Raw genomic sequence first — 16,895 nt, 5'->3', positions numbered from 1 at the left:
GCGTAGCGGTCAGTACTCGGAGCTGGGTGCCGCCGTGGTCGGCCCGAGGTCGGGCCGGCCGCGCAACTCCACGGCCTCGCCGTGCCGTTCGAGTTCGAGGACGACGATCTCGTTGGCTCCTTCCCGCCACAGCGGCGCGGGGGCGTAGAGGGTGCGCTGGGGGCCGGCGGCGCAGTAGCGGCCGAGGAGGAAGCCGTTGAGCCACAGCAGTCCGCGGCCCCAGCCGGGCAGGGCCACGAACCCGTCGGCGGGGGAGTCGAGTTCGGCGGCGAAGCGGTGGAACACCGGTTCCCCGTCCCGGGCCTGGGCGCCGAGGGTGAAGCGCAGTGCGGACAGGTCCGTCAGCGGCAGCGGCCGGATCTGCCAGCCGAACAGCCCCTGGCCGCCGTGTGAGACGCCGCGGGTGATGCCCTTGCGGTCGTCCATGTTGGGGCCGTAGTTCACCCGCCCCAGGGCCTCGACCAGGAGGTCCAGGGTCACCCCGTCGGCGTCGGTGGCCAGCGCCAGCGTCGCGCCGGGGGAGTTGCGCTCCAGTACGCCGAGCGGGTGCCCGTCCGCGAACACCTGCGCCTGGTCGGCCAATCCGTCGATGCGCAGCGGCAGTTCGGGGCGCGGGCCGGGGACGCGGGTGCGGTAGTGGACCAGGCCGCGGTCCTGTCCGAGCCGTTCCATCGGCAGTGGCGCGGCGTGCTGCTGCGGCTGCGACAGTGCCTCCAGGCTCTCCAGCAGCGGCGCGCGGCCGTTCGCGTGCGCCAGGCGCTGCGGTGCCAACCGTGGTGGCAGTGCGGGCAGTTCGTCCTGCGGCAGGTCCACGTAGCGGCCGATGACCTCGCGCAGGGCGTGGAACTTCTCGGTCAGCTCGCCGGCCTCGCCGATCGGCGCGTCGTAGTCGTAGCTGGTGACGGTCGGCTCGTAGCCGGCGTCCAGCGGGTGCGCGCCGGAGTGGTTGGCGCCGGCCCACAGGCCGAAGTTGGTGCCGCCGTGCGCCATGTAGAGGCTGACGGAGGCGCCGGCGGCGAGCAGTTCGTCCAGCGCGGCGGCGGTCTCCTCGGCGTCGCGCACGTGGTGGGGCAGGCCCCACTGGTCGAACCAGCCGATCCAGAACTCCATGGCGGTCAGCGGCCCTTCGCGCTGGTGGCGGCGCAGCACCGCCAGGCGCTCGGGGGCGCGCGAGCCGAACGTCACGGTGGCCAGGTGGCCGGGCAGGGCGCCGCCCTGCTGCATGGTGTCGTGGGCGCCGTCGGTGGTGAACAGCAGGCAGTCCACCCCGCGCCGCTCCAGCCCGTCCCGCAGGTGGCGCAGGTAGTCGGCGTCGTCGCCGTAACTGCCGTACTCGTTCTCCACCTGCACCGCCACCACCGGGCCGCCCCGGCTCGCCAGCAGCGGCAGCAGCTCGGGCACCAGCGCGTCGAACCAGCCGTCCACCTCGGCCAGGTACGCCGGGTCCGCGCAGCGCAGCCGCAGCCCGTCCACGGCGAGCAGCCGGGCCGGCAGGCCGCCGAACTCCCACTCCGCGCAGATGTACGGCCCGGGCCGCAGGATCACGTCCAGCCCCAGCTCCCCGGCCAGCCGCACGAACCGCCCCACGTCCCGCCAGCCGGTGAAGTCCACGTCCCCGCCGGGCAGTTCGTGGAAGTTCCATGGCACGTACGTGTCCACCGTGTTCACCCCCAGCGCCCGCACCCGCCGCAGCCGGTCCTCCCACAGCCCGGGATGGATCCGGAAGTAGTGCACCGCCCCCGCCACCACCCGGTGCGGCACCCCGTCCCGCACGAACCCGTCCGCGTCGTACCCCAGCATGCGCACACCCGCCCTTCCACAGCAGACCCCGGCTCCTCCCGAGCCTAACGGGCACGCGAATTCGTCACTCTGCGCGTTCAGTTCCCTCCCGTACGTGTTTTCCCTCAATCCGGGCGTGATCTTCCACACGCGGAGCCATTTGTCTCTTTATCTGTCTACTGACGGTCGGATATATCTACTGCCGTTTCATTTGCCTTCACATGACCGTCTGGTGGATCCCCGAGTGCTGCGCCGTCCCCTGGCAATCCTGCTGGCCACGACCCTGGTCGCCCTCGGAACAGCCGAAGGGTCGGCCGCCGCCGACACCCTGCTGCGCCGGGCCGACACCGCCACGGCGGCCGCCGACCCCGGCCTCTACGTTCCCACTGGCACGTACGACCTCCTGGCCGGTCTGCCCCGCCCTGCCGGGGCAGACCGAGAGGTCGTGAAGGGATGACCAGCGCAATCGGCCGTCTCGGCGAGATCATGGGCGACCCCGACCGCCCTCCCTTCGAAGTCCCGTGGAGCGGAGCAGCCGAGCGATTCGGCGTTGAGCTTCCGTCCGGGCGGACTACTTCTGCTGGCACACGGCCGGACCGGACCCCGACCACTGGCCGGTCGTGGTCTGGCGCTACGGCGGAGACGGGATGAGCCGGTTCGACGGCGGTGTGGCCGAGTTCCTCGCAGCGGTTCTGGACGGGGACTTCCCCGACGCGGAGGAACTGATCGACCGGACGCTCAACGCAGAGCTCTGGCAGTCCACCCTTGGCCGCGAGGATCGCGGATCACCGGTCCGACCCGGGTTCCGCGCTCTCGGCGCCTCCGGGACTCCGGCCGCCGGCTGGCGCGAGCCAGATCGCGGCTCTCGAAGGGTGGATGGGGCAGCCGATCGAGCCGGGCTACCGCGAATTCCTTGAGTTCTCCGACGGGATGGACAACTTCCGTTCCGGAATGCCCCTCCTGGGATGGCGGGACTGGTCGTCCGGGGACACCCTCTCGCGGGCGCTTCGCTTCCTCGACGTCGTCAGCGGTATCGACATTCACATCGACGAGGGGCTCATCGAGGACGCGGTGCTGGCGCCGGTCTGGGTGAACGGGGACGGCACGGTGGGGATCTTCCTGGTGTGGGACGAGGAGTCGCCGCAGAAGCGGTACTTCTGGGTCGGCAACGGCGATGCCGCGTTCTTCTCGACGCTGTCCGAGGTCTTCGACGTCGCTTCGGGCGTCCGGTCGTGGAGCGAGTTCTCGACCGAGTGAGACAGCCTGCCCCCCCGCTATGACGGCGGGGGGCAGAACTGGCCGAGAACGATGACCCCGAACGTGCGTCTACGCGGACGAGGTGGCTCCGTACAATCCCGATGAGGCGCTGTGGACCTCCCAGGGGCGAGCCCACCGCGCCTCCGGGGCCTCGGCCGCCACGCTCAACGCCGGCCGAGTGACCACCAATCGGCAGCCGTTCGCAGGGGGCCGACACCGTGGCGAACAGGAAGTGGATCGTGATGTCGCCAGGACTGTCGGAGTTGCCGGAGGTGCTGTCCGCCTGTGCCGGAAGCAGTGCCGGAGCCCCGTTGGACGCGCAGGGCCTTTCGGCGGCGGAACAGGACCTCGGTGTGGCGCTCCCGTCCGACTACAAGGAGTTCATCGCCGTCTACGGAGGCGGTGAGATCAGTTCCTCCGTCTGGATCGCACGCCCCGCCGGGGCGGTTGACGAGCAGCGGTACAGCCCATCATTGGTTGATGTCACCAGGACCTTCCGGGCCGGGCTGCTGCGTTCCCCGGAGCCCGGCAGCGCGAACCTGTCGGCTGACAAGGTTCTTCGATGGGGCGGCGATGACGGCGGCAACGACTATCTGTGGTTGATGGACGGCCCGAAGCCGGAGGAATGGCCGGTACTGATCCAGTTGCACGGAGGACCGCTCGTGCAGTGCCGGTTCGGCATGGTCGAGTACCTGCGCCGGGCGTGCGCAGGGCTGCTCACGGGAGAGTTGGCGACGCTGAGCCTCGGGTTACGGCCCACGTTCGTGCACTGGAGAGACTCGTACCGTTTGACGGCTGAGGGCATTGACCCGTGGACCGGTGAATCCTTCGATCTCGGCGAGTTCGACTGACCTCGGATCCGCAGCCTCCTCGCCGTCGGCGCGGGGTACGCGCGAAGTAAGACGGTGAAGGTACGGCCGGCGCTATCGGCCGTCTCGGGGAGCTGATGGGCGATCCGGGCCGCGAGCCCGCCGGGGCGGACTGGGCAGAGGAGTATTCGCCAAGCGGATGGGTGGAATGGCATGACCAGTCGTACCACTGGGATACCGGATGCCATGGCGGAAGTCGTCCGGAGGTGGCGCGCCCTGGCCCGACTCGGGGCGACGATATCGACTGGGCTTCGGCCGAGGCGGCGTACGGTGTGGCGTTCCCAGTCGACTATCAGGCCTTTGTCGCAGCCTTTGGCAGCGGGTCGATCGAGGACTCGCTGGGCTTCGTCGTGCCAGCCGTCCACGGGGAACCGTCGCGCGGGGACCGGGTGTCGCGGATCTCCGAGGCGGCGTTGGCAGACAGCGCGCTGCAGGGCTGGAGCGATCCGTCGCCGGCGAGGGCCTGTCGCCTTGAGGACAGCTCGTCTGGGGCACGACTGCCGGGGCGGACACCCTCTGTTGGGTCACCATGGGGCCCGATCCGAATCGTTGGCCGGTTGCTGTCCACAAGCGAGTCGATGCCGCATGGTCGGTGTACCCCTGCGGGATGCTCGACTTCCTGCTCCGGCTTCTACTTGACGATTTCGAGGACTGGTCGTTGAGCGATCGGTCGCTCCAGGACATTCCGGCCCCCCGCTTTCTGCACTACACGGACCAGTCCGCAGCCCGGGACCGCTTCGAGGACCCTGGGCTTGAGAGGCCTGCCCCCGCTACGCCGGGGGAGGGCCGGGGGCGGCAGAAAGTGATCACACCTAACCATTGGACGGAACATGAGCATGGAACTCGACCGCCTGTCACGGATCTTCGGTGAGCCGGCACAGCGGCCGGCCGCGACCCCGTGGGAGCGGTCCACCGGGGAGGTCGGATTCGCCCTCCCCTCGGACTACCGGGAGTTCGTGGATCGCTACGGGAGCGTGCGGATCAACGGTGAGCTCTCCGTTGCGGTGCCGACTCTGCGTTCCTACGACGGTGGGTCGATCGTTGGCTTCCCGGGCTTCGTACGTAGGACCACGGACGGGATCGCTGCGGAACTGGCCGCCGACGAGGACTGCCCGTACCCGGTCCACCCCGAGCCCGGCGGTCTGCTTTCCTGGGGTTCCAACCTCAACGCGGACCAGTTCTTCTGGCTGACCGAGGGCGACGACCCCGATGCCTGGCCCGTGGTGGCGTTCTACCGGAGCCTGGAGGAGTGGGACCGCTTCGACGGCGGCTTCGCGGCCTTCCTGCTCGCTGTCCTCGACGGCACCTACGCCTACGCGGACGAGGTGGCTCCGTACAATCCCGGTGAACCGCTGTGGCGGTTCCAAGGCGACTGGAACCAGGTGGAGTAGCAGAAGCCCGATGGCCGGCACATTCGAAATCGACGGGCTTGTGGCGCTCATGCCCCCGCACGAAGGGGCCGGCGAGTCCGGTGACTGGGCGGCGGTGGAGCAGGCGTGGGGTTTTCGATTCCCGCGCGACTACAAGGAGTTTGTGACCCGGTACGGGCAGGGAGGCATCGAGGACTGCGTCTCGGTGTTCGCCCCCGAGGAGCTGCTGCCGCCCGATGCCCCGCAGCCCGGCCTGCACGACCTGACAGAAGAGGCGCGCTACCTCTTCGAGGAGGACGGTGAGCCCACCGACGAGGTGCGTTCCGCCGAGCAACTCGTCGCCTGGGGCGGCTCCGCCACCGCCGATACCCTGTGCTGGCTGGCTGTCGGGGACGACCCGGACGCATGGCCGGTGGTGGTCCTCGGCCGCAACGGCGGCGCGCCGCAGGTCTTCCACATGGGGATGGCCGGATTCCTCCACGGGATGCTCACGGCGGAGATCGATCCTTGCCCCATCGGTATCACCGATGCCTGGGGCTGTGAGTCCCCCCGGTTTGTCCACTGGCGGTTGGAGCGACAGCGCAGGCGCGCCAAGCTCGACCCGCTGACCGGCGGGCCCAGGAGCTGACAAACCCGCTTGGCTGGCGGCCGCTCAGCGGCCGCCGGGCCAAGGTGAGGACCGACAGGGGGGGTCGGAGGAGGAACAAGGGAATTGACGACGGTGAGGCTGCCTGACGCATTCGACATCGACAGGCTTGTGGAGCTCATGCCACGCACGAGGGGGCCGGTGAGTCCTGTGACTGGGTAGCGGCCGAGTCGGCGTGGGGCTTCCGGCTCCCGCGCGACTACACCGAGTTCATGACCCGGTACGGGAAGGGGGAGATCGACCGCTCCCTGACCGTCTTCGCCTCCGAAGAGCTGCTGCCCCCGGACGCCCCGGGGACCGGTGTGCGCGGCATGACGGAGGAGGCGCGCTATCTCTTCGAGGAGGACGGTGAGCCCACCGACGAGGTCCGTTCCGCCGAGCAACTCGTCGCCCGGGGTGGTTCCTCCACCGCCGACACCCTGTGCTGGTTGACGGCCGGGGACGACCCCGACGCATGGCCGGTCGTGGTCCTCGGCCGCAACGGCGGCGCGCCGCGGGTGTTCCCCATGGGGATGGTCGAGTTCCTCCACCGGATGCTCACGGCGGAGATCGACCCGTGCCCGATCGGCATCACCGAGGCCTGGGGCTGCGAGTCCTCCCGCTTCGTCCACTGGCGGTTGGAACGACAGCGCAGGCGCGCCCGGTTCGACCCGCCGACCGACGGTGCCGCGCCGGGTGTGCGCGGTTGCCGGTGAGGCGGCCTCTTGTTCAAGCCGACACCAGACGATCCGTCCCGAGGGGGCGTCGAAGCCATTTTGAGAGCAGTAGTGACGGGGACTGTGCGAGTTGGCTGAGTGGATCCACAGGCTCGTGGCCGCCAGGATCGCGGACCACCGATCGGACTCGGAGTCCGCGCTCTCGGCGGCTCCGGGGCTCCGGCCGTCGGCAGGGGTGAGCCGGATCTCCGAGTTGGAGGGGTGGATGGGGCAGTCGATCGAAGCGGGCTACCGCGAACTCCTGGAGCTTTCCGACGGGATGGACAACTTCCGTTCCGGAATGCCGCTGCTGGGGTGGCGGGACTGGCCCTCCGGGGACGCCCTGGTCCAGGCGCTGCGTTTTCGTGACGTCATCATGAGCATCGACGTCCACCTTGACGAGGGCCTCACCGAGGACGCCGTCCTGGCACCGGTGTCGGTGAACCGAGACGGCACGGCAGGGATCTTCATGGTGTGGGACGAGGAGTCGCCGGAGAAACGGTACTTCTGGGTCGGCAACGGCGACGCCGCGTTCTTCTCGACGCTGTCGGAGGTCTTCGACGTCGCGTCGGGGGTCCGGCCGTGGAGCGAGTTCTCGACCGGATGAGCTGATGTGATCCGGGCGCTGGTCGTCCTGCCGTCCCCGCCCGGCGCGAACGCCGGGCGGGGACGGGTGCTCAGGGACGTTGGGTGGCGATGGTGATCGGGTGGGCGCGACGACCCCGATGCCTGGCCGGTGGTGGCGTTCTACCGGAGCCTGGAGGAGTGGGACCGCTTCGACGGTGGCTTCGCGGCCTTCCTTCTCGCTGTCCTCGACGGTACCTACGCCTACGCGGACGAGGTGGCTCCGTACAATCCCGATGAGCCGCTGTGGCGGTTCCACGGCGACTGGAACCAGGTGGAGTAGCAGAAGCCCGATGGCCGGCACATTCGAAATCGACAGGCTTCTGGAACTCATGCCCCCGCACGAGGGGGCCGGCGAGTCCGGTGATTGGGCGGCGGTCGAGTCTTCGTGGGGCTTCCGGTTCCCGTGCGACTACACGGAGTTCATCACGCGATACGGGCAAGGAGGTATCGAGGACTGCATCTCGGTGCTCGCCCCCGATAAGCTGATGCCGCCGGACGCTCCGCAGCCGGGCATGCACGACATGACGGAGGAGGCGCGCTGGCTCTTCGAGGAGGACGGCGAGCCCACCGACGACGTCCGCTCCGCTGAGCAGATCATCGCCTGGGGCGGCTCCTCCACTGCCGACACGCTGTGCTGGTTGACGGTCGACGACGACCCCGACGTGACTCGTCGGGACGGGACGTCGTTGCTGGTCAGCCGGGGTTCGGCAGGGCTTGCAGTCGCTCGAACGCGGTGGTGATCACTTCTGTCCAGGGCCAGTGGTGGGCCAGGCGGAGCCAGCGGCGGCGGCCGGTGGTCACCAGCTGGGCGGCGGCGGAGAACAGTCGCAGTCGCAGGCGTTTGGGCTCCCAGCGGCGCGCGGGCCCGGTCAGGGCGAGCATCGGCATCCAGGCGAGCAGGTCAAGGGCGAGCTGGACGATCTCCAGCCAGATCTGGTTCTGGGCGGCGTCGTGCAGGGGGAGGTTGCGCAGGCCGGTGTCCCGGGCGGCCCGGATGCGGTCCTCGGCGCGGGCGCGCTGGCGGTGCCGCAGCTCCAGGTGCGCGATCGGGGTGTGGGTGGTGTTGGTGGCGAAGCAGGTCAGCCGCATGCCGTCGGCGTCGGTGAAGCGCAACTGTGCTCCGGGGTGCGGGCGTTCCTTGCGTACGATCAGCCGCAAACCTCTCGGCCAGCTGCCCAGGACATCGCCGGCGAGCTCGGCGACCCAGGCGCCGTCGCGGATGGCGCCGTCCGGTTCGACGGCCGGAGTCCAGACCGAGGCGGGCATCAGCAGGACTGCCTGGTGGATCGCCTCCGTGATGGTCATCCCGATCGAGTAGGACAGCCACCGGCCGCGCGTGGTGAGCCAGTTGAGGAACTCGTGGGTACCGCCGCCGGAGTCGGTGCGGATGAGGGTGCGTCGTCCGCGCCGGTACTTCTTCGGCAGCTGGGCCAGGGCCAGACGGGCGGTGGCGATGTGGTCGGCGGCGGTGTTGCTGCCCGCGTTGCCGGGCCGCAGCAGGCCGGCGACCGGCTCGCCGGAGCCCTCGCGGCCGTGGTCGACGAACGCGAACAGCGGGTGATGACCGAACGTCTTCTTCCAGGTTGAGGCCGCGTCCTGCTTCTCGGAGTGCGCCAGGACCAGGACCCCGTCGATGTCCACGATCACTTCGCCCGCCGTGTCCGGTGCGGCCTGACCGGCCAACTGCCAGACCCGCTCGCGGACTTCGGCCCGTGCCTGCCGGACGGCAGCCAGTGCGCGGGGACCGGCTGCGGCAAGGGTGTCGACCAGGCGGGAGACCGTCGGGTCCGAGGCCACCGGCCCGACGCGCCGGGCTCCGATCGCAGCATCGCGACGTCCGCCAGGCAGTCACCGCCCAGCGCCACCGTCAGCGCGAGATCCAGCAGGGTCTTGCCGGGGTCGTGTACCGCCCTGGGCTTGCGCCACGGCGCGAGCGCCGCCGACAGTGCATCGGCCAGCCCTGTCCTTCGGGCCGTCTCCACCAGCAGCACCCCGCCGGCCTGCGAGACGACCCGCGGCCGCCACCCGATACCCGCACACACGGGTAGGACCCGATACGCTTGCTCACCCTGGGAAGTGCCTCCGATTCGTGCGGGAACAGGGACCTCGACAATCCTTATTCTCGCTGGTCAGAGGCACTTTCTGCTTTGCTGATCACCTGCCGGACAGCCCGCTTCGTGAAAGCGCGAGGTTAGGCGTGACGGAACCCCCGGGATCAAGGAGAACATCCCCATTGAAAACAAGATTTGGAGTACCAGGGACAGCCAGTGGTATAACCTCGGGCGCGCCTTCGATTTCCGAGAAGAGCCGGTAATTCCGGTTCCGACAGGTCCGATGGGTTAGGAGAGAACGATGGCAGGAAACGCGCTTGAACGCCTTCAAGAGGTACTTCCGCCGTCGGCCGGTAGCGTGGAGGGAGCGGTGCTGGATCTGCAGGGGGTGGAGGCAGCCGAGGCCGCGCTGGGGGTGCGGCTGCCACCGGACTACCTGGAGTTCCTCTCGGTCTACGGCGCCGGGACGCTCGACGACTTCCTGACGATCGCGGCCCCGTCGAAGGCCCCGGGGCACCGGTACAGCTCGAGCATTGTGGACCTCACCGCGATGTTCCGCCGAGCAGCTCTCCAGCCGTACATCGCCGAAGTCCTGGGTGACGGTAAGTCGTACATCCACTGGGGTTCGGACGAGGGCGGCGTTTACTTCCTGTGGCGTATCGACGGTGAATCGAGCGCCGCGTGGCCGGTCTGCGTCTACGACGCGGGAGAACTGACGGTCCTGCCGTACGGGATCGTGGAATTCCTGGCCAGGGCATGCACCGGGACCCTGCCCGGCGAACTGCAGCGAGGGTTCGGCAGCAAGGGCCACGAGTTCCTGCACTGGCAGGATGAGTACCGCCGTGACGTCGACCGGTACGGCTCCGGGAACTGAATCGGAGTCTGAGCGTCTTGCCTCACCACGCCGGAGGGGCAAGACGCTCGGGCACGGATCACGAGCCCGGCTGCTGCTCCCGTCTGGGGAACATCGTGGAGAGGCGCGATGACGGGAGGCGTACTCGAAGGTCTGCGGAGGGTTCTCGCGCCGTCGGCATCCCTGGAGTTTCTCAGACGGAATGGACAACCGTCGGCACCCGTCTTGGGCGCGACGGCGGCTCCGGTCTCGACGGCGCCGCCGGGTCGAAAGGCGGCTTGACCGACGGCGCCTTGGGAGGAGCGGGTGACCGTGCCCGTCCCCGCCCGGCGTGAAGGCCGGGCGGGGACGGGTGTTCAGGGCCGGTGGGTGGTGATGGTGATCGGGTGGGCGGTCCAGTCGGTCATGTCGCCGACGTAGAGGGTGGTGCTCCAGCTACCGCCCCGGGCCAGGCAGCGGGCGACGCCTTCGCCGCCGCCGGGGCCGACGCAGATCCGGATGAAGTCCCGGTGCGCCTCGCGGACGGGGAGTCTGCGGATGTGCTCCCACAGGACGGGCAGGGCGCGGTCGAGGCTGGGGAAAAGGGCGGGCGCCATGATGCCGCTGATCGCGGCCCGGACGGTGATGGTCACGCGGCGGCCTCCTCGGGGGTGATGTGGCACCAGACGAACTTGCCGACGCCGCCCTCGCGCGGGCAGCACCCCCAGCTCTGGGCCAGCTCGTGGACGAGGAGCAGGCCCCGGCCGCTCTCGGCGCAGACAGGGGCGTCGCGGAGTGCGGGCTTCTCGCTGTCGGCGTCGTGCACCTCGATGCGCAGGGTGTTGTCCGGGGCGAGCCGGAAGCGGACGTGGATCAGGCGGTCGCGCGGGACGCGGGTGTGCTGGACGGCATTGGTGACCAGCTCACTGACCAGCAACTCGCCGGTGGGGAGGAGGAGTTCGCCGACGGGGAAGGGGGCGAGGAAGTCGCGGAGCCGCTGACGGGCGACGCCGGGGGAGGTCCGGTGCCGGGGCAGCCGGCAGACCTTCTCGGTGGGGGCGGGGGAGGGGGAGTCGGTTTCAGGCATGGCGGGGCCACCTCTCCTACGACCTCAGCGAGTACTACCAGGAGCAGTGGGAGGCCCGGCACCGTTCGCGGCCCACCCCGTCCTCCGATTCCGCAGGTTCCTCCGGCCCTTCAGGCCCGTCGGCCGACGGCCCGAAGACCCCCTCCGGCCGGGGCAACTGCACCACCTGCCGCAGGCCCACGTCACCCGTGCGCCCCGCGGTCTTCCACCCCGATCCGCCCAAGCCCCTGTTCGACAAGACCACGGCAGCGGTCGAGCGCCCCGCCCCCCAACTCGACTGGACCCCGCCGGACCCCAACCAGGCCCCCACCGTCATCGCGGCCTCCTACAGTTCCGCCGACCTCCAGGCGATGCTGGTGACCCAGCCCAACGTCACCCCCACTACTGTTGCGGCCTCCGGTCCCCAGCCGGACCTGAGCACCGCACCTGACCCGAACGGGGACAGGCCGCTCAGCTGCCTGGACCGTCGCCCGGCCACTGCCGACGACGACGACAGGAGGCCTGGAGGTCAGGGATGGATCGATTACGGCGACATGGAGGATGTCGCAGGCAGCCCTGGCGCGAAGCGGCCCACCATGGCCGAGGCATGCCTGGCTGGCAAACCGAACGCCAAGCGGGGCACGGGCGCGGACGGAGCGATAACGGGGTGGGTGGAAGCCCAGGAGACTGCAATCGATGCGGGTTGGGACCTCGCCAACAAGGACTCAGGACTGCTGGCCCGTTGCCACCTAATCGCTCGGGAGGTCGGCGGCAGAGGTATCGCCAGGAACCTCGCGCCATGCTTCCAAAACGGCGTCAACACAACCCAGTTCGGCATGCGAGACTTCGAACAAAACGTCGTAGGAAAAGCCTTGAGGGGTGGAATGGTCGTCAATTACCTTGTGGATCCTATCTATAAAAATAAGGCGAGTAAGATTCCGACGGGATTCTTCATGGTGGCTGTCGGGGAAACTGCCGGCGGTCGGTGGATCGGGCTGGGATCGAAGATCGTAAACAATGAAAAGGTTAGCCCCAGTGAGGTTTTCTCAGCGAAATGATCTTCGCGAATCGCTGTGAAGTGCGCGATTCGCCACGGATCGGACAGGGTGGCTTTGTTCACGAGTTCCGACAACAGATGTTCAACACTTCCGAAAGCACCATGCGCTCAACGGATTCGAACGACTGGAGGCTGGCCACCCCAGCGATCTCGCCGAGCTCAGGGCCTCGACGGATCCGCGGATGCCGCGGACGCCTGTGTCGAGCCCACCCGACGGCACCTCGTCCGTCCGACGCCTGCGGGCGGCGCTGATGGCACCGGCAGGACCGCGCGCAAAGCTACTGACCTCTGACGTCGACGCAGACATGGTCGTAATGCTCGGGTTTGTTGTCCTTGTTGTTGCCTTTCCTGAGCGCCGGTCAGGGCGAAGGCGACGGACAGGCCGTGCAGGGTGCACACCAGGTGCAGCCGCAGGTCCCAGAAGAACCGGGAGTGGCTGGCGCAGTAGCCGTACTGGGCCCAGCCGACCAGGTCGGACCGTTTGACCGTCTTTCAGGAGCGTCCGCACTCCACCGGGGTGGAGTCGACGACCCACACCGTGTCGGTCCATAGCGAGGTGTCCGTCGCGAGCAGGCGGTTGACGCGTGCGATCAAGTCGGTGGCCTTGCGCAGCCGCCGGTTGTAGCCCGACTGCCCGGGCAGGTAGGGGAAGAGGTGCCGCAGGTGGGCGGTTGGATGGCGGATCCACCGGCCTTCCGAGGTGAAGCCGAGCAGGGCCTGCATCACCGCGAGGGTGACCCCCCTCGGCATCACTCAGACCGGGCGCAATGCCGGCCTCCGGCCGCCAGGCGCCAGATGCGGCGAGTCCTTCAACAGGTCGTCGGTTCTCACGTATAGTGCGGTCGCGAGGGAGTCGAGCTCTGGCGTCACAACCGATCTTTGGACTCCCTCGCTTCATGCCATGCGCGCCAGCGAGCCCTTCGCATCATTCATCTGGAGACCCGGCTGGCCGAGCCGTGGTCACTGCCAGGCGACCACGGCGGTCATCGACGGAGTCCGGCTCGTCGTATCGGCCGTGAACGACAGGACCCGCGCGGTCGCGTTCGAGGTCGTGGAGTCGATCTCCAGCTTGACGCCATCCGATGTGATCGCTGCGTTCGCGAACTCCGAACCGTCGGGCGAAACAGCCTGCGGAATGTTGAAGATTGTAGTCGCGTTCGTCAACGGCAGGAGCTTCTTAACGACCATGCCGGTGGCAGTGTCGACGACGCCAACGTCGGATGAAGTCTCGTCGTCCCTCACACTGCACAGCAGCTCGTGGTCTCCGACCCACCCGTACACATCGGCCTCGCAGGACCGGACGATCTTCAGCCCCTGGCCGGTCGAGACGTACGCCGAAACGTCGGCGGCCGGCCCGACGAGAACGTGGTCGTGGTAGGAGACCGCGACCTGATCGCTTGCGGGCCGGGTCACGAGATCGCCGGTGGTCTGCAAGGGAGTGGCGGGCGTGCCCGCGATGACGAACGGAAGGTGGGCGTCGGACTCGGGCGGTGCGTGGTTCGCCAGGGCATGGCCGTCGGCCAGCTCCCGACTGCCGGTGCCACCGGGGTAGTTGAACCAGATGCTGTGCCCGCCGGGTGCGAAGACCGCGTCGTCCTCCACTGCGGATTCATCCGCCTCACCGGTGCGGGGCAGGAGCGTCAGCTTCCCCGCGCCGTCGACATAGCCGACGCTGGTCCCGCCGTCACCGCTGTCCGCGACGACCACGGCGATCTGCGAGAAGTCGTCGTTGAACAGGTTGCGCAGTTCCCGCCAGGGGACCCAAGGCTGCCCGTAGATCCCGGCATCGGCCGGAGCGTCGACGCTGTGGTACGGGGCGCACAGGTAGGCCAGGTCGGTGTTGGCCTGCGTCGTGGTCCCGTCCGGGTGGATGGCGTGACCGGTGACATCGACGGTCCCGGGGAGGTCGAACTCCCGTTGGAACTGTAACGCCCCCGTCTGCGGATCCCAGCCGTCCAGACCGACGACCGTGATGTCCACGGCGCTGCCGGGGAGGTAGCAGTACGCGGTGTAGATCATCACGGGGCGGCCGGTGCCAGGTGCGTGGACCGGAGCCGAGGCGGAGGCTGGAGCTGGGGCGGAGGCCGCAGGCCGGGTCGTTCCGTGCTTCGCCGTACCGAGACCGGACACGAATCCCATGGCCGCACCGGCGACCAGAACGAGTACGATCGCGATCTTCTTGCCCACACGCATCCGACGGCCCCTCACTGGACATCTGATGGCGGAAAGACTGGATGTCAGGTCAGCAGTGGACATCGCCACAGCTGTACCACCCGAACCCTCCGTTCGCGTTCTGGCTCGGACCGTATCGAATGTGCTGGGCCACCCGGCCGGGGGCCGATTCGAGTGTGAAAGGCTTGCCGTTGTTGTTGAGGGTGATGCTGGACTGACCGTCCACGGTGGCGTAGTCGGCCTTGAACTCCCAGGAGCAGGACATTCCCGGCTCCCCGACGGCGGTGACGCGCAAGGCTCCCGGGGTGGCTCCGGCCCCGAGGTCGATCTTGTGGTGGGCGAAGTAGTCATCGGAGATGACGCGGTTCTCGTCGACCTCCATCAGGGGTTTCTCCGGTGTGTGAAGGGAGAAGGCGACCTCGTCGACCGCCGCACCGCCTTGCGGGGGAAAGTCGACCAGGGTGATCGCGGTACTGGGGGCGCACCTGACATTCGTGAGCGAGATGTTGTCGATGGTCAGGGTAGTGCTGCGATCGCTGAGCAGTGACATGCGGAAGGTTTCCGTCGCACCGTCCCCGCGGAGGGCGACCGCGTCTCCCCTGGGGATGAGCCGACCGCCGCGGGGACGCAGATAGTCCCACACCGCATGTCCGTCACTTCCGTCGAGCTTCTCCAGGCCGTCGAGCTCTGCAGAGGTCAGTTGGCGGTCCAGGACGATGGACCAGTTGTCGGGGACCTTTGAGTCGAAGAGGTACTGCGCGGTGAACGGCGGGGACTTGCCGTCGACGGTCTTCGCGGCCTTCCGCTGGGATTCCGTGGTGTCGGCCGCCGTCCGGTTGTTGTACCAGTGGTGGCCCACGACGTACGCGGCCAGGACGACCACGACGGTTAGGACGGCGAGGACGACGCGCTTGGGAGTGGGCTTCAGGCTCTGGATGATCAGATCCCGGCCGGCCATGTTGTTCTGGCTGTTTTTGCCGAGCTTGGCCTGCATGCTGATCCGGTCCGGCTCCTGACGGTCCGTCATTCCTGCTGGCCTCCGCGGTTGTCGACCCGCAGGTCCCGGCCGGCCATGTTGTTCTGGCTGTTTTTGCCGAGCTTGGCCCGCATGCTGACCTGGCCGCTCGCCGCACCGGGGTCGCTTCCCGCCGGATCAGGGGTCTCCCGCTGGGCCCACCAGGCCAGTGGTCCGCCGGCGGCGGCGCCGACGAACGCCGCGATCGCGAACGCGGCGGTCCAGCGGTCGCTCTCGGCGCTCGGCGTCCACGGGAACGTGACGGTCATGGAGAGCGTCGCGCACCCCCCGAAGACGATCAGCGGCACCACGACCGTGACCAACCATCGCGCGGTTCGCTGCATGGTCTCCCCCAGAGTCTGCTCCAACCCGGAACCGGTCGCCAGCATAGTGGCTGACTGGCCGTCAGGGGAGCCGGATCCGCTCCGATGGGTAGTGATCAGGTCCCGGCACCAGGCGTCTAGGCGGAATCTAACGCCTCCGATACGTGGTGCTGTCGGAAGCGCTGAACATCTGCTGTTGGAACTCGTGAACAAAGCCAGACAGGGCGATCCTGGCTGCGGACAGGCGTGAAGCCCCTGGTAGGACAGGTCTGCCAAGATCATGTCCGCTGAACCAGAGGCTCCACGTTGGTCACCTATGTTGCCACGCTCGACGTCCCGCGCCATGTGGTGGAGTACGTATCGCGCCTGCTCGCAGCCCATCGCCGTCGGATCGGCACTCCGAAGGGCTCCCGCGCGCTGGGCCCGTTCCGCCAGGCCGTGCTGGTGCTGCGCTGGTTCCGCGAGCGCGGCTGCGTGCACTGCCTGGCCCGCGACGCCGGTGTCTCCCAGGCCACCGGTTACCGCTACCTGAACGAGGGCATCGACGTCCTGGCGGACCGCACCCCAGACCTGCACGAAGTCCTGACGCGTTGTCGACAGGAGGGAATGAGCCATGTGATCCTCGACGGCACGCTGATCACCTGCGACCGGGTGGCCGGCACCACCGAGGACGGAAACGACCTGTGGTACTCCGGGAAACACAAGGAGTTCGGCGGGAACATCCAGTTCCTCGCGGCACCCGACGGCACCCCGCTGTGGGTATCCGACGTCGAGCCCGGAACGGTCAACGACATCGTCGCCGCCCGCCTGCACGCCCTGCCCGCGCTGTACAAAGCCGCAGCTCAGGGCCTGCCCGCCCTCGCGGACTCGGGCTACGAAGGCGCCGGGATCGGCGTGCTCACCCCGTTCAAGAAGCGCCCCGGGAGTTCGCATGAAGCCCTTCATGCCGACAACCGCGCGTTCAACCTTCTCCTGCGCGGCGTCCGCGCCCTCGGCGAACGTGCTGCGGCCGAACTCAAGGAACGCTGGCGAGCGTTGAAGCACGTCACGCTCAGCCCCAACCGGATCGTCCGGATAGTCCAAGCCGCGCTCGTCCTCAACCTCGCCTGGAAATGATCACCGTTGAGAAAACGTCA

The 16,895-nt window shown here is 68.6% G+C and carries 18 protein-coding genes and 2 pseudogenes; 12 read left to right on the top strand and 8 right to left on the bottom strand.

Annotation, left to right across the window (positions count from 1 at the left end; translation table 11 throughout):
* Positions 1 to 9: 9 nt before the first annotated feature.
* Positions 10 to 1,800, bottom strand: coding sequence for a glycoside hydrolase family 35 protein (locus AC0B61_RS12740; RefSeq protein WP_471740664.1), 1,791 nt, complete (start codon positions 1,798 to 1,800; stop codon positions 10 to 12).
* Positions 1,801 to 2,023: 223 nt separating this feature from the next.
* On the opposite strand from AC0B61_RS12740, the gene AC0B61_RS12735 reads away from it, so the two are divergent.
* The 9 genes from AC0B61_RS12735 to AC0B61_RS12695 all read left to right on the top strand — a co-directional run bounded on the left by AC0B61_RS12735 (position 2,024) and on the right by AC0B61_RS12695 (position 7,983).
* Complete coding sequence (locus AC0B61_RS12735) at positions 2,024 to 2,236, top strand: hypothetical protein (protein ID WP_471740663.1); 213 nt, start codon at positions 2,024 to 2,026, stop codon at positions 2,234 to 2,236.
* A 308-nt stretch (positions 2,237 to 2,544) separates the two neighbouring features.
* Positions 2,545 to 3,036: an SMI1/KNR4 family protein gene (locus AC0B61_RS12730; RefSeq protein WP_471740662.1), complete on the top strand. Its 492-nt coding sequence runs from the start codon at positions 2,545 to 2,547 to the stop codon at positions 3,034 to 3,036.
* A 218-nt stretch (positions 3,037 to 3,254) separates the two neighbouring features.
* Positions 3,255 to 3,887 (top strand): SMI1/KNR4 family protein, encoded by a 633-nt coding sequence (locus AC0B61_RS12725; RefSeq protein ID WP_471740661.1) that lies wholly within the window; start codon positions 3,255 to 3,257, stop codon positions 3,885 to 3,887.
* A gap of 848 nt (positions 3,888 to 4,735) precedes the next feature.
* On the top strand, positions 4,736 to 5,296 hold the full coding sequence (locus AC0B61_RS12720; protein WP_471740660.1) for a hypothetical protein: 561 nt from the start codon (positions 4,736 to 4,738) through the stop codon (positions 5,294 to 5,296).
* A 10-nt stretch (positions 5,297 to 5,306) separates the two neighbouring features.
* Positions 5,307 to 5,903: an SMI1/KNR4 family protein gene (locus AC0B61_RS12715; RefSeq protein ID WP_471740659.1), complete on the top strand. Its 597-nt coding sequence runs from the start codon at positions 5,307 to 5,309 to the stop codon at positions 5,901 to 5,903.
* 110 nt (positions 5,904 to 6,013) lie between these two features.
* Positions 6,014 to 6,616, top strand: a complete 603-nt coding sequence (locus AC0B61_RS12710; protein WP_471740760.1) for an SMI1/KNR4 family protein — start codon at positions 6,014 to 6,016, stop codon at positions 6,614 to 6,616.
* Between the two features lie 226 nt (positions 6,617 to 6,842).
* Complete coding sequence (locus AC0B61_RS12705) at positions 6,843 to 7,223, top strand: hypothetical protein (RefSeq protein WP_471740658.1); 381 nt, start codon at positions 6,843 to 6,845, stop codon at positions 7,221 to 7,223.
* Between the two features lie 129 nt (positions 7,224 to 7,352).
* On the top strand, positions 7,353 to 7,523 hold the full coding sequence (locus AC0B61_RS12700; protein ID WP_471740657.1) for a hypothetical protein: 171 nt from the start codon (positions 7,353 to 7,355) through the stop codon (positions 7,521 to 7,523).
* Between the two features lie 10 nt (positions 7,524 to 7,533).
* Positions 7,534 to 7,983 (top strand): SMI1/KNR4 family protein, encoded by a 450-nt coding sequence (locus AC0B61_RS12695; RefSeq protein ID WP_471740656.1) that lies wholly within the window; start codon positions 7,534 to 7,536, stop codon positions 7,981 to 7,983.
* Here AC0B61_RS12695 and AC0B61_RS12690 read toward each other — a convergent pair.
* A pseudogene (locus AC0B61_RS12690) lies at positions 7,937 to 9,311 on the bottom strand (IS1380 family transposase). The gene AC0B61_RS12695 and the pseudogene AC0B61_RS12690 sit on opposite strands and share 47 nt — an antisense overlap.
* Positions 9,312 to 9,664: 353 nt before the next feature.
* Here AC0B61_RS12690 and AC0B61_RS12685 point away from each other — a divergent pair.
* Positions 9,665 to 10,168, top strand: a complete 504-nt coding sequence (locus AC0B61_RS12685; RefSeq protein ID WP_471740655.1) for an SMI1/KNR4 family protein — start codon at positions 9,665 to 9,667, stop codon at positions 10,166 to 10,168.
* Positions 10,169 to 10,503: 335 nt separating this feature from the next.
* On the opposite strand, the gene AC0B61_RS12680 is transcribed toward AC0B61_RS12685, so the two are convergent.
* Both AC0B61_RS12680 and AC0B61_RS12675 read right to left on the bottom strand, forming a co-directional pair.
* Positions 10,504 to 10,779 (bottom strand): hypothetical protein, encoded by a 276-nt coding sequence (locus tag AC0B61_RS12680; protein WP_471740654.1) that lies wholly within the window; start codon positions 10,777 to 10,779, stop codon positions 10,504 to 10,506.
* On the bottom strand, positions 10,776 to 11,213 hold the full coding sequence (locus AC0B61_RS12675) for an ATP-binding protein (protein WP_471740653.1): 438 nt from the start codon (positions 11,211 to 11,213) through the stop codon (positions 10,776 to 10,778). The genes AC0B61_RS12680 and AC0B61_RS12675 overlap by 4 nt, the downstream gene beginning before the upstream one ends.
* A 356-nt stretch (positions 11,214 to 11,569) precedes the next feature.
* Here AC0B61_RS12675 and AC0B61_RS12670 point away from each other — a divergent pair, with 356 nt between their 5' ends.
* The gene (locus tag AC0B61_RS12670; RefSeq protein WP_471740652.1) at positions 11,570 to 12,250 is read left to right on the top strand and encodes a DNA/RNA non-specific endonuclease; all 681 of its coding nucleotides are present in this window, start codon (positions 11,570 to 11,572) and stop codon (positions 12,248 to 12,250) included.
* 332 nt (positions 12,251 to 12,582) lie between these two features.
* Here AC0B61_RS12670 and AC0B61_RS12665 read toward each other — a convergent pair.
* The 4 genes and pseudogenes from AC0B61_RS12665 to AC0B61_RS12650 form a co-directional block, all read right to left on the bottom strand.
* Positions 12,583 to 13,119: pseudogene (locus AC0B61_RS12665) on the bottom strand (transposase family protein); the annotation flags it as partial.
* 90 nt (positions 13,120 to 13,209) lie between these two features.
* Positions 13,210 to 14,436, bottom strand: a complete 1,227-nt coding sequence (locus AC0B61_RS12660; RefSeq protein ID WP_471740651.1) for a hypothetical protein — start codon at positions 14,434 to 14,436, stop codon at positions 13,210 to 13,212.
* A gap of 55 nt (positions 14,437 to 14,491) precedes the next feature.
* A complete protein-coding gene (locus AC0B61_RS12655; protein ID WP_471740650.1) occupies positions 14,492 to 15,448 on the bottom strand; it encodes a cupredoxin domain-containing protein in 957 nt (318 codons plus the stop codon).
* A complete protein-coding gene (locus AC0B61_RS12650) occupies positions 15,445 to 15,780 on the bottom strand; it encodes a hypothetical protein (RefSeq protein ID WP_471740649.1) in 336 nt (111 codons plus the stop codon). The genes AC0B61_RS12655 and AC0B61_RS12650 overlap by 4 nt, the downstream gene beginning before the upstream one ends.
* A 285-nt stretch (positions 15,781 to 16,065) precedes the next feature.
* Between AC0B61_RS12650 and AC0B61_RS12645 the strand changes: the two genes are divergently transcribed.
* On the top strand, positions 16,066 to 16,875 hold the full coding sequence (locus tag AC0B61_RS12645) for a transposase family protein (protein WP_471740648.1): 810 nt from the start codon (positions 16,066 to 16,068) through the stop codon (positions 16,873 to 16,875).
* Positions 16,876 to 16,895 lie beyond the last annotated feature (20 nt).

This window comes from Kitasatospora sp. NPDC023385 (genome assembly GCF_055664045.1).
This window is presented reverse-complemented; position numbering and strand designations above follow the sequence as displayed.

Bases quoted from the DNA above. Each gene is read 5' to 3' on its own strand.
- AC0B61_RS12740 (WP_471740664.1), bottom strand. From the start codon at position 1,800: ATGCTGGGGTACGACGCGGACGGGTTCGTGCGGGACGGGGTGCCGCAC.
- AC0B61_RS12720 (WP_471740660.1), top strand. From the start codon at position 4,736: ATGAGCATGGAACTCGACCGCCTGTCACGGATCTTCGGTGAGCCGGCA.
- AC0B61_RS12715 (WP_471740659.1), top strand. From the start codon at position 5,307: ATGGCCGGCACATTCGAAATCGACGGGCTTGTGGCGCTCATGCCCCCG.
- AC0B61_RS12705 (WP_471740658.1), top strand. From the start codon at position 6,843: ATGGGGCAGTCGATCGAAGCGGGCTACCGCGAACTCCTGGAGCTTTCC.
- AC0B61_RS12695 (WP_471740656.1), top strand. From the start codon at position 7,534: ATGGCCGGCACATTCGAAATCGACAGGCTTCTGGAACTCATGCCCCCG.
- AC0B61_RS12675 (WP_471740653.1), bottom strand. From the start codon at position 11,213: ATGCCTGAAACCGACTCCCCCTCCCCCGCCCCCACCGAGAAGGTCTGC.
- AC0B61_RS12655 (WP_471740650.1), bottom strand. From the start codon at position 15,448: ATGACGGACCGTCAGGAGCCGGACCGGATCAGCATGCAGGCCAAGCTC.
- AC0B61_RS12650 (WP_471740649.1), bottom strand. From the start codon at position 15,780: ATGCAGCGAACCGCGCGATGGTTGGTCACGGTCGTGGTGCCGCTGATC.